The organism is Bacteroides sp. ET336 (assembly GCF_024733815.1).
In the GTDB taxonomy this organism is placed as follows: Bacteria; Bacteroidota; Bacteroidia; order Bacteroidales; family Bacteroidaceae; genus Phocaeicola; species Phocaeicola cellulolyticus.
The window spans coordinates 54,984-70,546 of sequence record NZ_JANRHK010000018.1 but is presented as its reverse complement, the minus strand read 5'-3'; the positions used below and the strand labels follow the sequence as shown (position 1 = coordinate 70,546).

At 34.3% G+C, this 15,563-nt stretch carries 10 protein-coding genes; 7 read left to right on the top strand and 3 right to left on the bottom strand.

Annotated elements, in window-relative coordinates:
- A partial coding sequence (locus NW213_RS13935; protein WP_258323142.1) for a hypothetical protein occupies nt 1-182 on the top strand: 182 nt, incomplete at its 5' end.
- A 265-nt stretch (nt 183-447) separates the two neighbouring features.
- Entirely contained in the window at nt 448-630 is a 183-nt protein-coding gene (locus NW213_RS17030; protein ID WP_375338156.1) for a hypothetical protein, read from the top strand.
- Nucleotides 631-871: 241 nt separating this feature from the next.
- On the opposite strand, the gene NW213_RS13930 is transcribed toward NW213_RS17030, so the two are convergent.
- The 3 genes from NW213_RS13930 to NW213_RS13920 form a co-directional block, all read right to left on the bottom strand.
- Nucleotides 872-2,482, bottom strand: coding sequence for a RagB/SusD family nutrient uptake outer membrane protein (locus tag NW213_RS13930; protein ID WP_258323141.1), 1,611 nt, complete (start codon nt 2,480-2,482; stop codon nt 872-874).
- A gap of 21 nt (nt 2,483-2,503) precedes the next feature.
- A complete protein-coding gene (locus tag NW213_RS13925; RefSeq protein WP_258323146.1) occupies nt 2,504-5,461 on the bottom strand; it encodes a SusC/RagA family TonB-linked outer membrane protein in 2,958 nt (985 codons plus the stop codon).
- A gap of 281 nt (nt 5,462-5,742) precedes the next feature.
- Complete coding sequence (locus tag NW213_RS13920) at nt 5,743-6,909, bottom strand: site-specific integrase (RefSeq protein WP_258323140.1); 1,167 nt, start codon at nt 6,907-6,909, stop codon at nt 5,743-5,745.
- A 310-nt stretch (nt 6,910-7,219) separates the two neighbouring features.
- Here NW213_RS13920 and NW213_RS13915 point away from each other — a divergent pair, with 310 nt between their 5' ends.
- The 5 genes from NW213_RS13915 to NW213_RS13895 all read left to right on the top strand — a co-directional run bounded on the left by NW213_RS13915 (nt 7,220) and on the right by NW213_RS13895 (nt 15,519).
- Nucleotides 7,220-10,207 (top strand): TonB-dependent receptor, encoded by a 2,988-nt coding sequence (locus tag NW213_RS13915; protein WP_258323139.1) that lies wholly within the window; start codon nt 7,220-7,222, stop codon nt 10,205-10,207.
- 16 nt (nt 10,208-10,223) lie between these two features.
- Nucleotides 10,224-11,738, top strand: a complete 1,515-nt coding sequence (locus tag NW213_RS13910; RefSeq protein ID WP_258323138.1) for a RagB/SusD family nutrient uptake outer membrane protein — start codon at nt 10,224-10,226, stop codon at nt 11,736-11,738.
- Between the two features lie 18 nt (nt 11,739-11,756).
- Entirely contained in the window at nt 11,757-12,647 is an 891-nt protein-coding gene (locus NW213_RS13905; protein WP_258323137.1) for a Calx-beta domain-containing protein, read from the top strand.
- Nucleotides 12,648-12,723: 76 nt separating this feature from the next.
- A complete protein-coding gene (locus NW213_RS13900; RefSeq protein WP_258323136.1) occupies nt 12,724-14,367 on the top strand; it encodes a C10 family peptidase in 1,644 nt (547 codons plus the stop codon).
- Nucleotides 14,368-14,370: 3 nt separating this feature from the next.
- Nucleotides 14,371-15,519 (top strand): fimbrillin family protein, encoded by a 1,149-nt coding sequence (locus NW213_RS13895; RefSeq protein ID WP_258323135.1) that lies wholly within the window; start codon nt 14,371-14,373, stop codon nt 15,517-15,519.
- Nucleotides 15,520-15,563: the final 44 nt, after the last annotated feature.

Genomic DNA, 15,563 nt, shown 5'->3' with positions numbered 1-15,563 from the left:
TAATCAGGTCATACTGTTTTGTGAAATTAATACAAAACAGAGCCTTACTTGCCAAAGTCGGCACATATTTGAAAACCTGCGACAGAAGCATAGAAATTGTTTATTTTTACATTATAACCATTATGTACGAAGCATTAAATCCTAAAGAACTCCAGCAGGAAAGATTTGGGAGCATATTTTGAGAAAATTGCGGATTAACTCAAAAGCATCTCTCTGGAAAAAACGGTATATATCCGTGAAAGATAAGTGAATTATAAAAGGAACGCGAAACTTTACTATCCAACAGTCTTTTGATATAGAAAAGGCATTCTCTTCTAGGAATAGAAGGCTATTTTTAATACATACGAATTATCAAGTCTATGCTTATTTGATAGAAAAGGAACTTACAAAACATCCTGATTTGTCAAAGTTGAGTCCTGCGTTGTTTGGGGATACAAGGGTTGAAAAATTAACTGGATAAGAAATAAGAAATGGGTTGTTCAGCGCGTTTTTAAGTATGGTAATAAACAAGAAATTGATGAAATAATCAGATTTTATGGTATGGAAACAATAAAAACTATTTTACATAGTATCAATAATAAGCGGAAAAAAGAAACAATGGAAAGAAGCTATAAAGATTTTGCTTTATGAAATGATATTTAAAGTATATCTCTTTTTTTCTTTGGAATGGATGCGATAACTAACTGAATAGACATAATTTACAGATGTTTATTATTACATCTTATAATAGAATAAATACATAAAACAGCCTGTAGAGTTAAAATCATTCCAAAGTTTTTTGACTGGAATACTTTAACCTCTACAGGCTGACTACGGTATATAATTTCAAATAGTTTTAACTATGAAAACTATATACTTTCATTTATTGATATCAATTTTGGTCACTTGAAGAAATCTGAGAGTTATTCTCTATTTCTGAAATAGGTAATTGATAAAGGAAATTACGATCTTCCTGCTCGTGTCTAAATTTTGCAGCAGAGAAATGATTGTTGTTTTCAGCACCCCAAGTTTCATCTGTACGGTCAACAGGAATATTCAAACGACGGTTGTCAATATATTCCAGACCTTCACCCCAAAACTCAACACGTTTCTGATATATTATTTCCTCAATCAAATCAGCTTTGTTGCTAAATGTATATTCATAATCAGGTTGACGGGTTTTCATAAATTCATTGAGTTCTTTTACAGCTTCGTTAGATCCCTGATGAGCCAAAGCTTCCATTTTCATGAAATATGCTTCTTCCGAACGCAAGTAAATATAATCACCTAATTCCCATCCGGCAGATACTCCTGCCTTGATGTTTTCACGACCCGTACCGATAAATTTCACAGCCTGATATTCTACCGCTGCAGGTGATTTGGTGTCACGTAGCATTGTAACACGCTTAATTGTACCGTCTTCACCTTTAACGTCAGTTCCTGTAGAACGATCACAACAGAACCATTTCAAACGAATATCATTATCAGCAATACGGTCTACCAGCGGTTTGAAGGCAGCACGCCATACTCCGATACCGGCATACCCATCACCGTATGCATCCATCTGTGAGAAATAAGACATATATATAGTAGTATTATCAGCTGTAACATCGCATCCGTAAACAACATCAGGCAAGTTTATATTACTGAATCCCTGTAGTAAATTATCTTCACCTTTCAATATATCAAAATTGTCTATTACTACTTGTGCATACTCTATAGCCTTATCCCATTCTTGAGTAACCATATATGCACGAGCCAAATACATAGCTACTACACATCCGTCCATGTCAACAGGTGAGGAAGTACGTTCCATTCCTAATTCCTTAAACAGATTAAATGATGTAGTAAGGTCGTTTTTTATCTGCTCATGTATTTGTGCCACAGTGGCACGAGGCTGGTCTCCTTCTGTTTTCTCGGTTATAAGCGGTACACACGGAGATTGGGAATAATCATATTTTGATCCACGTCCCCACTTGGTTCCATCTACACCTGTATAGTAAGAATACTGATACAGATATGTCAGGTACAAGTAAGCATAACCACGGAATCCCATAGCAATAGCTCTGTATTTCAAGTTAGCCGGGTCTTTGCTTTCCGGGTCAATAAGTTTTAGAATATTATTGGCATTCGATATTACTCGATAGTATTCTTTCCATCTGTTATTTGTCGGTGTATAATTCTGCTGCCAGTAATCTATCATATAATGATATAGACTCATAGCGAAACGACCAGTCATGATCATATCATTACCCATCAGTGATGTCAGATAGTCAAAACTCTTCTGGCCGAAATAATTATGACTCATATCTGTGTCAACATAACTTTGCATGTCAGAATACATACCTGCCACTGCTGCCGAAAATGTCTTGTCCGGATCCTCCTGAGCTACACTACCCAGTTGATCTTCTGTTAAATAAGCGGTAACGTCAGCGTCTTCAAGACACGATGTAAACAGGCCTCCGGCAATAAGTGCCTGTATCATATATTTCATTATCTTCATATACTATAATATATTTTTAAGTTAGAAAGAAAGGTTTATACCTCCAGAAATTACACGCATTGGAGAATATCCACCATAACTGCTGCTTGCACCAGCCATAGAAACGCGAGGATCAAAACCTTGACGTTTAGACCATAGTGCGAAGTTATCTGCGGTTACATAAATCCTCATTTTCTCAACACTTATTTTTTTCATCAAGTTCTTAGGCAATGTATATCCCAAAGTAATATTACGTATGCTGAAATAGCTTGCCTTTATCAGATTAAGATCTGATGATTGAGTAAATGAATTACCACTATCATTTGCATTCCAGATAGGTAATTTACCTTTTCCTGTTTCCGGATTGAAAGTATCCCACATATCTTTATTATGTCCTACATAGAATGATTGACTCATGCCATCCAAGTAAGAATAGTCATAAGCATAACCACCAATCTGGAAAGCTGTAGCTATAGAAAGATCAATACCTTTGTAAGAGAATGTAGTATTCAAACCACCATTAAAATCAGGCAGTGCAGATTTACCAAGGAAATATTTAGTTGCATCTGCATAAGTAGTAGTTGTTGTACGACCTACTACTTCATTGTTTTCATTTAGCTCATCTTTATACCACATTGGCTTGCCTTCTTCATTCATACCTGCATACATGTAAGTATAGTATTCATAACGGCTTTTTCCTTCTCTTAAATTGAACAAGCCATCGGTAATACCATCTTTACGATTCTCTTCAGGCAGTGTCAAGATACGATTCTTATAGTGAGAACCCACTACAGATACAGTCCATTTCAAGTCAGGTCTGTTGAAGATGTCAACATTCAAATCAAATTCGATACCTGCATTTTTCATCGCACCTAAGTTTTCCCAATTATAAGGACGTCCAGCCGTAGAGAAAGCTACAGGACGTTTGAACAACATATCGTCTGTTCTACGGTAGAAATATTCGAATGAACCATATACTCTGTCAAACAAGCGGAAATCAGCTCCTACGTCAAAAGTATTTTGTTTTTCCCAAGTCAAGTCCGGATTACCATAAAATACAGGTGAATATCCCAATTCAGAACCATTCCAAGTAACTTCGTATTGATCCATGTAAGGAGTATAGGCATAACTATATCCTGAAAGGATGTTTTCATTACCTTGAGTACCGTATGATGCACGTAGTTTCAAATCGTTAAGCCATGATTCTGTACCATTCATAAACTCTTCCTTGCTGATACGCCAAGCACCTCCTACTGACCAGAAGTTACCCCAGCGATTCAAGAAACGTGATGTACCGTCACGACGGAAAGCAGCAGAAAGATAATATTTATTATCGTAGTCATAGTCTGCCATAACAAAATATCCTTCTATATTATGGTCAACTGTATAACTGTCGATGTATTGCATCTGACCACCATTTACCAGTTCAGGATTATTAGGATTGAAGAAATTGGTTTTCTGTCCTTCCAGATATTTGAATTCATATTTATAAGCCTCATGGCCCATTTTTGCAGACAAATGATGATTGCCAAATGCGTTACTATAAGCCAAAATCTGGTTAAAGTTTGTAGTAATTGTGTTATAACTACCTTTTGTACCACGACCACCAAAAGACTGTCCATCACCTATTAAAGGTGTATAATAAGTAGTTGAACTGTTGTTGGTAAAATCATAACTGTAGTTTGCAGTAAATTTAAAATTCTTCAGGAAAGATATTTCTATATACGAACGTGAAGTCAGATTGTTATATACATTTTCACGGATATCTTCATTCATGTTTGCTATAACATTCTGATTGGTTGCAGTAGGGCGCTTTCCTGTACCGTCTGTTTCACCATTTCCGGCATCGTACATAGGTTCTCCGTTCTCATAATATTTCATATTTCCTTCTGCATCATAAGCATGAACCGGGTAGATTGGAGCCCAAGAACGTGCTACACTAAACGGATTGGACGCTAATCCGGCCCCTTCCTGCACTCCGTTCTGTGTGGTTTTTGAGTAACCAACATTTGTTCCTACTTTCAACCAAGACTTCAGTTGAGAATTAATATTTGCACGAGCTGTAAAACGATTATAAGAAGAACCTAATACATAAGAATCGTTATCCAAGTATCCCATAGATACATAATAATCAGTCTTATCATTACCACCTGATGCAGATACATTATACTCCTGACGGAAAGCATTATTAAATAATGCGTCAGCAAAAGTGTCATTATAACGAAGACGAGCATTTGTGTTTAAATTTCCGTCCGGTGTCACCAAGTATTCTCCTTCAGGAATGATGAAGGCATTGTAATTTCCTAATTCGCTCAACAACAATTTACTAGCTTCCAAATTTGCGTCTTCAATTGACATTCCACTTGCCCATTGAGTGTTACGAATACCGTACCATGTCAAACGGTAAAATTCTCCTGGATCAGTAACCATATTGTAATCCTTATAAGCACGCTGAGTCACACCCCATGTACCATTAAAGTTTATAGATACTTTATCCTTACTTCCGCTTTTAGTTGTAACCATTACTACTCCACCTGCAGCACGCGAACCATACAAAGAGTTTGACACTGCATCTTTTGATACGTTAATAGAAGCAATATCCGCAGGGTTTATATCAGACAATCTACCATTAAAAGGCACTCCGTCAACTACAATCAAAGCTTCATTGCTTGCCGATAGAGAACCAATACCACGTAAAACTATACTGGCATCGCTTCCAGGCTGACCTGTTGAACTTACAATTTGCAGACCTGCAACAGTTCCTTCCAAGGCATTTGTTACAGAAGTCGCTTGTGAGTTACTGATAATTTCTTTCTTAACACTACTGATAGAACCGACCAGGTCTTGTTTACGTTTGGTACCATAAGCTACAACTGTCACTTCATCCAATAGCTCCGAGTCAGAATGCAATTCCACCTTAACAATCTTTTGAATTGCCACTTCCTGTGTTTTCATACCGATAAATGAAATAACCAAAGTTCCGGCCGAACTTTTACTTATTTACAAAATATTTATATAAATAGTATATCTATTTTTCACTATGTTAGAAATGCTTGTATTATACCTCTTTTTATATTGAATTCGGCATAAGATAACTAAATCCTTTGAGGCGTAAAATATTAAAAAGAGAGGTTGAGTGTTCGACCGTTATTGTACGTTTTCTTACATCCTTATACCTCGAAAAAAACGTGGGCATGTTTCAAATAAAACGTGCGCACGTTTTGAATCGAATGTGCGCACGTTTTAGATTGAATGTGCGTACGTTTGATCTATAATATTCTTCAAGCATTCTTTTCCAGATCATTCACAATACCTTGCGGAAGAATGTCTGCATAATGCTGGGTAGTACGAATATTCTTATGTCCCAATAATTTCTGTACAGTAGTAATGTTTACACCTTTATATACAAGTAAAGTAGCATTTGTATGTCTGGCAGTATGAAATGAAATATGTGTACTGATACCTGCCAACATTTTTATTCTCTTTAGCTCCTTGTCAATACTTGAATTTGAATTTATTTTAAAAAAAGAGCCTATGTCGCAACTGTACCTTTTTAATATAGATATTGCCTTACCATTAAAAAGAAGATATAATGGTAATCTAGTTTCGACTTCTGTTTTTACAGATTTATACATTAACCATAATTTGTTATCAATATTGATTAGATTCTCTTTAGTTAACGAACAGAAGTCTGAATATCTTAGTCCTGTATAGCAACAGAATAGAAAGGCATCTAGCGTATGCAGCATTTTCTTGTTTTTTCCACACAATGACAGAGTCTCCAATTTATGAAGCTCTTCAGGCAGAAGGAATGTATATTTCGACTCACCTTTTAACATTTTGTATCTTCTAAATGCATCTTCATCGTTTTTTATTAATTTTTGGTTTATTGCTTCATTATAAAAGCTTCTTAAATGCTTGATGTGTTTGATAATAGTGTTAATTTTATAATTTCTTGAAGTAAGAAACTTCTCAAATTCCATTATGTATTCATATGTTATACTTCTAAAAGACGTACCAGAGTCAAATATGTTTATGAGTTTTACAGTTGTCATAAGATTCTTTTTTGTACTATCTCTTTTTCTGCTGGTATTAATATATCCTTTACAAAAATCTATAAATGCTCCATCATTTATATTAGTATTCTCAATATCGGCATTGATTAATTGCTCAAGTGTAAGTGGAGTATTATTTTTCCACATTTGAAGTTCTTTCCACTCTAATTTTAGTAAATGTTCTTCCAGAAACCTATTTAATAACTCATGATTAGGGTGTGAAGGCATTACTTCCTGTTTCCTGAAATTCCAAAACTTAGGTTTAAGAAATACATTTGTAGGCAAGTAAACTTTGTTGGAAAGTAGCTTTGCTTCTATTTCCACCATAGCCGTAGAGTTTGCATTTAGGTTATTTTCACGATTAAGAACTAGTTTAAAACAAATTTTCTGCATAATACTTTTTGATTTATAAATAATGAATATAGTGTCATATAATCTTTCAAGGAATAAAATAAGTGATATTATTAAGTATCGAATTGTAATAAAACATCAGATTACTATCAAAATGCTTTTTTTATGATGTAAAACATGTAATCGTTTGCTTTTTTAGAAGAAATTTGTCAATTTAAGTGTTAAAAAGCAGGGAATGACGACTTTTTGCTTGAAAAAAGAGAAAAATATTCAGATTTTATTATTACTTTTGCGACCTGTTAGAGAGAACAAATTTTTATTAATGTAAAGTTAAACTTTAAGAGAGATTTTTATGAAAAGAAAATTGATGCTGTTAATGACCTGCCTGTTTATTGGCATAGGTCTGGTAAACGCTCAGGTCTCTAAAGTGACAGGTACTGTCACTTCTCACGAGGACGGTTTACCAGTAGTGGGTGCATCTGTATTGGTTAAAGGTACTACTGTTGGTACTGTAACTGATATTGATGGTAATTTCACTATTACTAACGTTCCAAGTTCGGCCGGAACTCTAGTTATTTCGTTCATCGGAATGAAATCTCAGGAGGTGGATATTAAACCGGTGGTTAATGTCGTATTACATTCCGATACAGAATTACTTGATGAGGTTGTTGTCGTTGGTTATGGTTCTGGTAAGAAGCTAGGTTCTGTTGTAGGTTCTATTGCAGCAGTAGGAAATGAAAAAATAAAAAATGTACCGACTGCCAACTTCTCTGATGCTTTGTCTGGTCAGGTTTCTGGACTTTCAGTTTTGTCAAGTTCAGGTGACCCTACGGCAGTTGCTTCTATACGTTTGCGTGGAGTTAACTCTATCAATGCAGGAACCACTCCTTTGTTTGTATTGGATGGTGCACCAATTAGCTCAACTGTTTTTAACTCGCTTAATCCTAATGATATTGAGAGCATTACAGTTTTGAAGGATGCTGCTTCTACTTCAATTTATGGTTCTCGTGCTGCTAACGGTGTTATTGTAATTACCAGTAAAAAAGGAAAGTTAAATCAAGATGCTAATGTTACATTGAGAGCTCAGTTTGGTTTCTCTTCTATCGTTGCAGATGGTGCTGAAATGATGAACTCAGAGCAGTATATTAAGTTCCGTGAAATGATGAATCAGCCGGTTTCACAGGAAATTAAGGATCTGGTTCAGAATTATGGTATAAGTACTAACTGGCGTGATGAGATCTTTGATGGTAGTGCTCCTACTTATAATCTTGATGCTTCAATTAATGGTGGTGGAGAAAAAATCTCTTATTTCTTGTCTTTGAACCACATGAATCAGGAAGGTATCATTGATCAGTCAGGTGTACGTCGTGAATCTTTACGATTTAATATGGATTCAAGAGTGAAAGATTGGTTGAAAGTTGGCTTGCAGTCGAACCTTGCTTTTACACAGTATGAGCAGAATAATGAAATTAATGCTAGCGGTTTGTATGCAACTAACCCTGCGATGTTTGCGAGAATGGCAATGCCATTTGATTCTCCATATTATTATCATTTTGATGAAAATAAGAATATTGTATATGGTGATAAAGCAGAATATCTGCACTATTCACAGATGCCAACTCCTGGTTATATAAATAGCAATAGAGATGTTCAGCGTAGACGTGTAAGCGCTAATATTAATTTGTATGAAGAACTTACTCCTGTAAGAGGATTGACTTTGAGAGCTCAACAGTCTGTTGATGCATATGATTATACATTGTCTAATCAAGGTTTCCCTACTGAAACTCTTGAAACACCTATGGGTGATACATATCAAGGAGCTACAGGATATAGACAGGAAAGCTATTCAAGATATTATTCTTTTACTTATACTAATACCGCTGAGTATAAATTTAATATAGACAGACATAATATCTCTGCTTTGCTTGGTCAGGAATCTATAATATCTAGAACTAATGGTTTTGGAGTATTTACTGAAGGTCATACAGATATTCGTCAGATGAAACTTACGCAAGGTACAACAGTAGGTATAGGTGATTTGTCTCATTCTTTGGTAGAAACTATATTCAATTCATATTTCTTGAATGCTTCATATAATTATGATTCTAAATATTATTTGGACTTCTCTTTCCGTAGAGATGGTAGCTCGAAGTTTGCACCAGATAATAGATGGGCTAATTTCTTTGCAGTAGGAGCAATGTGGGATTTAAAGAAAGAAGACTTCTTGAGTGATGTTGATTGGTTGAATAATTTATCATTGAAAGCAAGTTACGGTACTACAGGTAACTCTAGTATTGATGATTATATGTATTTTGGTCTGTTGGGTAGTGGAAGTAACTATAATGGTAGCTCTTCTCTAGGAATAAGTCAGCCAAGTAACTATGATTTGACATGGGAAACTGTAGCTTCAACAAATGTTGGCTTAAGCTTTAGACTTTTCGATCGTGTATCAGCTGATGTGGAATTTTATAACAAAAAGACAACAGATATGTTGATGCAGATACCTTATTCTTATACAACAGGTTATGGTTCAGGTTATGGTAATATTGGTTCTATGGTGAATAGAGGTGTTGACGTAAGTGTTTCTTATGATATACTAAAATCTAGAGATTTTTACTGGTCAGTACGCGCTAACTTTAACTATAATAAAAACGAAATTACTGAACTGTTTAATGGACGTGATGAATATGCATTGCCTGATTATGGATTAATGTATAAGGTTGGTCATTCTGTAGGAGAACTTTATTTCGTTCGTAGAGCTGGTGTCGATCCTAATACAGGAGAACAGATGTGGTATGATAAAGATGGAAATATTACAAAAGTATTTAATGAAGAACGTGATGCTGTTCTTTTGGGTAAAGATCAATTCGCTCCTTGGACAGGTGGTTTCGGTACACAGTTTATGTGGAAAGGCCTTAGTGTAAATGCAGATTTTGCATGGGCTGCTAAGAAATATATGATGAGTAATGATAGATACTTCATGGAAAATCCAGGTCAGGCTGCTGATTTTAACCAGACTACAGCGATGCTTGATATGTGGACTACTCCAGGACAGATAACAGATATTCCAAGATATGATCAGGCTATTCAGTTTGATGATCATTTGGTTGAAAATGCCTCATTCCTTCGTTTGAAGAATATTACAGTTCAGTATTCATTGCCTTCAAAAGTAATGTCCAAGACTGGTTTCTTTAAGAATATGAGTGTATTCTTTACCGGTAGAAACTTGCTTACTATAACCAAATTTACCGGATATGATCCAGAACCAGATTCTAACTTGGTTAAATTCTTCTATCCTAATACAAAACAGTATGTTTTTGGTGTTGAACTAACATTCTAATTAAACTTGAGCATTTATGAAAAAAATATTTCTTACATTATTAATGACCGGTGCACTTATCTCATCATGTGATATGGAAGTAAAGCCATACGGATCATTGGATGATACTACGGCTATTCAGTCATTGAATGACTGTTACCGTTTTAGAAACGGTTTATATAATAGCCTGAAAGGTATGACTACAGGTAGTTATGTGTATATTACAGATTTACAGGGAGATGAATTTCAAGCTACTGTAAGTTACGGTAATAGAAATGGTATTGTTCATGCTGGTACTTTTACATCGGCTGAGGGTACATTTGAATCATACTGGGCTGCTTTTTATTCTGTTATTACTTCTGCGAATTATATAATTGAGAAAATGGATAATTTGAGGAATAGCAGTTCCTTTAATGAAGACGAGTTGATAGAACTTGATAGATATGAAGCTGAAGCAAAGTTTATCCGTGCATATAGTTATTTTTCTTTAATGCAACGTTTCTGCGAACCATACACAGCAGAAATTGGTGCAGCTGAAGCTATGGGACTTCCTATAGTTAAGACTTATGATCCAACAGGTGATTTAACAAAATATCCGGGAAGAAGCTCTCAGGATGATACATATAAGTTTATAGATGAGGATTTGACAGATGCATTAAACGGATTGGCTAAGTATGAAGCTAAAAATAATGAAAATCTTGCTCCTGAAGCTATATATCTTTCAACTAACGCTGTAAAAGCCCTTCAAGCTAGAATAGCCTTATATAAGGGTGATAATGCTACTGCACTTTCAAAATCTGAAGAAGTTATTAATTCAGGAATTTATAGTTTGGCTGAAATTTCTGAGTTTAAACAAATGTGGAAAGAAGATAAAACAAATGAAGCTATATTGAAAATCCACATGACAAATACAGAATTAGGAAATTCAACAGGTGGAACTTATCTTGGAACTAAACTCAACTCTGCAGATTATATACCATCGTATGAGACAATATCTATGTATGCAGAAAATGATATACGCTCACAGGTATATTTTGATACATGGAACTTGTCTGTAGAAGGTGGTACATATAGCACAGTAGTATTTAATAAATATCCTGGTAACGATGAGTTGAAAACTGGATCTGATCCAAACTTCGTGAATATGAGTAAACCATTCAGATTGGCTGAACTTTATTTGATCGCAGCCGAAGCTGCATCAACAACAGATGAAAATAAGGCAAATAAGTATTTGAATGATTTACGTGAAAAAAGAATTGAGGGTTACCAGAGAACAACTTATTCTGGACAGGCTCTTATTAATGAAATCCGTACGGAACGTCAAAAAGAGCTTATAGGAGAAGGTTTCCGTCTTGCAGACCTTAATAGATGGGGACTTGGTTTCCAAAGAGGTGTAAGTCATCCTGAAAATCCAGATGTAGAATCAATATTGGCTGTAAACGGTAAAGGTTTATCATACAGTGTTAAAGATTATAGATATGTTTGGCCTATACCTTCTGCTGAAATGCAAACCAATCCACAATTAAAAGGACAACAAAACAAAGGTTATTAAATTTATTATTGAAATTTTATGAAGAAGAAAAATATATTAGGAGCTTTACTATTGTCGTCTGTTATGTTTGTTGGATGTGCAGAAGATGAGATAGTAATGAACACTTCCGATGCCAAAGTAGGATTTGCTACTTCAGAATATACAGTAAAGGAAAGTGATGGTATAATTCAAATTCCTATCAATGTAACCGGAGAACAGAATGGAGCTGTTGATATCGTATTAAAGGTTGAAGAATATGGTAATAATCCTGCAAAACAGAATGTAAACTATTTTCTGACAGATAATACTTTGAGAATATCAGCAGAAGATAAAACTATCAGTGCAGAATTTAGTTTAGCAGATGATGAAGAAATCAATGAAGCAAGAACATTCGTTGTTAAAATAGAGTCTGCAAATGGAGCTACTATTGATGAGTCTGCTAATGCCTGTATCGTAACAATAAAGGATAATGACGCTAATTTCTACGAAAAACTTGGAGGTAAGTGGAAATTGACTGCTGGTGCAACTTCTTACGATGCTACTATAACTATTTATGGAGAAAGTAATCCAAAATATGAAAAAGAAATGATTCTAGGATTTGCATTACAAGGTGTAAACTTACAGTTCACTATGAATTATTCTTTTGATATAGCAAGTAAAAAGATTACACTGACTATGCCTACAGGTGAATTGTTAGCAGAAGGATTGAACTTCGGTGCTCCTTTAGGTGTATGTGATGCTTATTCTTGTATTATAAAAGGAAATAACTTGTCTTTTGATACATTGGAGTGGGAGGTAAGCGAAGATATAAAAAGTATCACAATAAAAGAAGAAGGCCTTGGATTGGCTGCTGCATTATTTGAAGCAGGAACAGAAAACTTTACTGGATATACTTGGTTTAATTTATCAAATCCTGTTTTAAGTAAATAACAATCTTTTTTATATACAAAAAAGGGGCATGTATTTTCATGTCCCTTTGTATCGTTTATATAGTTGCCTGAATATCATGAGAAAAATTTATCTTTTATGCATACTAATGTCGATAGCAAATTTAATTTTTGCGCGGCGTGTAGATCCAACACATGTTTCAGAAATTGCTTCAGAAATTTTATACATGAAGACTGGAGTTACAAATTACAGAGTAAGTAGTATTGATTTGATAAAAAGAAATATTTATTTGATACATTTAGCTCCAGAAGGATGGATGTTGATGTCGAGTGATGATTCTTTTGAACCACTATTGGCATATTCGTTGAATGGAAAACTGAATAAAAATTCCCAATTACCAGATAATATGGAATTTTATGTAGGACTTTACAATATGCGTATTGGAAAAATATCTGAAAAAAGTCTCAATCCACTTGTTGAGTGGAATAAAATGTATTATAAATCCGTAATACGTTCACGTTCAATAGGTACAAAAATAGAACCAATAATAAATGTAAATTGGAATCAACCAGAACCATTTAATGCAAAATGTCCTGCATTAGGAAGTAGTAAGGCTTTGGTTGGTTGTGTAGCTGTTGCTATGGGTCAAGCCCTCTCTGTTACAAAACATCCTGCAAGACCGGTAGGTAATTTTACTACGACATCACCAATGGCAACCATAAAATCATTTAATTATGATAATGAAGAACCATATAATTGGGATAATATATCTGATGGATCTAAAGATAATTATGCAGAAGTTTCACGTCTTTTATATCATCTTGGTGTATCTGTTGAAATGCAATATGGCTTAGATGCTTCAGGTACTTATACTTATTTAGTTGAAAATGCTCTTAAAACTCATTTTGCCTATAATAACGTGAAATACTATTGGAGAGATGAATATGAAGGAAACTGGGAACAGTTGATAATAAATGAACTTGGAGCAGGCCGCCCTGTTGTATATAATGGAGTTGATACAAAGAATAATGCAGGGCATTGTTTTAATTTAGATGGTTATGATGGAACCGGAATGTTTCATGTAAACTGGGGATGGGGAGGATATGGAAACTCATATTTTAATCTTAATGCTTTGAGAGACAAATTTATGGGTATGGATTATTCAGATCAGCAAGGAGCTGTCATTGGAATTGCGGCTCCAAGTGACAGACCATTAAATATTAATGTTACACAACTGTCTGCGCCGTCTGGTCAAAGACCTGGAGTATTTGTAGGAAAGATATCTGTAGAAACAAGCGCAGTAGGACATACTTATTCATATTCAATAAGAGGTAAATATAAATCAGATGGAGTATATGAAACTGTGCCATTTAAGATAGTTGGTGATGAGATTTATACTTCGCAATCTTTATCTTATACAGCCGGCAGTTATGATGTAGAAATTGTAGTTACAGACGAAGATATAAATGCTTCTATTTCACAAGGCTTTAATATCAAGATTACAGGAAATTTACCTGCTATAAAATCAATAGAAGAAGCAACCTCTTTAGAATATGATAATTTAACAAAAACTTTAAGATTAAGTTCACTACAAGGAATAGAGTATATAATAAAATCAGAAAATGGAGTAATTATAAAAGATGGTAGTTTTGAAAATCAGCCATTGGAAATAAATACTCAGGAATATCCTTACGGTAAATACATTATTAATTTAAAAGATGATTACGAAGAGAAAGAATTATCAATTATTTTAAGTGAATAAATTATGAAGTTTACAATATTTTGTCCATATATATTCCTTTTGGGTGTGATTGTTGGTTGTAGTGATAAAAACGATCCTTCAGGAAATGATGAGAATCCTCCAGCTGGAGGAGATGTAATACTGTCTATTTCTACAGAAATAAACTCTCGTACTGCTAAAACAGCTTTTGTTGATGGCGATCGAATGAATTTATTTGTAAAAGAATATAATACAATTAGTTCTAATAATTTATTAGAAGGAAATATAATTGCAAGTTTTACAGAGTCAAAATGGAATATTCAACCTGAAATTAAATTGAATGAAAATATTTCAGGTTTTGTTTATGCATTTTATCCGTTTGATGAGAATATAACATCTGCTTCTTACGTGTCAATTGATGCAAATGAACAAATTGATTATTTGTACTCAGGTAAAGGAGTTTTGGTCTCATTGAAAAATCCTGAGGCAAAGTTAAATATGTCGCATGCAATGTCTGCGATTGCTGTTAATATTATTAAAGGGGATAATTATAAAGGAAGTGGAATTTTGCATAGTATAACTGTTAGTGGTGATGGATTTAAAGTCAAAGGTAACCTGAATATTGAGACAGGAGTGATTACGCCTGAGACGGATGGGTCTATCATTGTTGAAACAGAAAAAGAAATTGTCGGTAATGGATGGAATTCTGATTTACCGCAAACATTTACTATCCCATTTGAATCTGACGGTAAAAAAACAGTAATGACATTCTCTATTGATGACCAAAGTTATCAGGTTATCTTACCATCAATAAAGATAGAACGTGGAATGAAATATATTTTCAAATTAGGTTTGTCTGATAATAATATAACTTTATTCTCGGATAAAACTGAAGTTGTGCCTTTACAAAAAGAAGATGATGAAATTGGTATGGAAAGCAATGTAAAAACTATTGTATATGATTTTATTGGAGAAAAGGCATTGCTTCCTGATATATCTGGAGAAAATATGGTAGCAGGTTTTGTAAATTGGGGAGACAATAGTACTTTGGAAATTTATAAATCACAGAATTCTCATATTTATAAAGAAACAGAAGATGTTCATACAATAAAAATTGAGAATTGGAATGCTGATAAAGTGACATTTAATAATCTGATTGGCATCTCAAAAATAGACTTATCTAATTTTAAATGAGAGTTTTTACTTTCAATTTTAATATTTGCAAAACTCAAAATAAA

Bases quoted from the DNA above. Each gene is read 5' to 3' on its own strand.
- NW213_RS13900 (WP_258323136.1), top strand. From the start codon at position 12,724: ATGAGAAAAATTTATCTTTTATGCATACTAATGTCGATAGCAAATTTA.
- NW213_RS13915 (WP_258323139.1), top strand. From the start codon at position 7,220: ATGAAAAGAAAATTGATGCTGTTAATGACCTGCCTGTTTATTGGCATA.
- NW213_RS13905 (WP_258323137.1), top strand. From the start codon at position 11,757: ATGAAGAAGAAAAATATATTAGGAGCTTTACTATTGTCGTCTGTTATG.
- NW213_RS13895 (WP_258323135.1), top strand. From the start codon at position 14,371: ATGAAGTTTACAATATTTTGTCCATATATATTCCTTTTGGGTGTGATT.
- NW213_RS13910 (WP_258323138.1), top strand. From the start codon at position 10,224: ATGAAAAAAATATTTCTTACATTATTAATGACCGGTGCACTTATCTCA.
- NW213_RS13930 (WP_258323141.1), bottom strand. From the start codon at position 2,482: ATGAAGATAATGAAATATATGATACAGGCACTTATTGCCGGAGGCCTG.
- NW213_RS13920 (WP_258323140.1), bottom strand. From the start codon at position 6,909: ATGCAGAAAATTTGTTTTAAACTAGTTCTTAATCGTGAAAATAACCTA.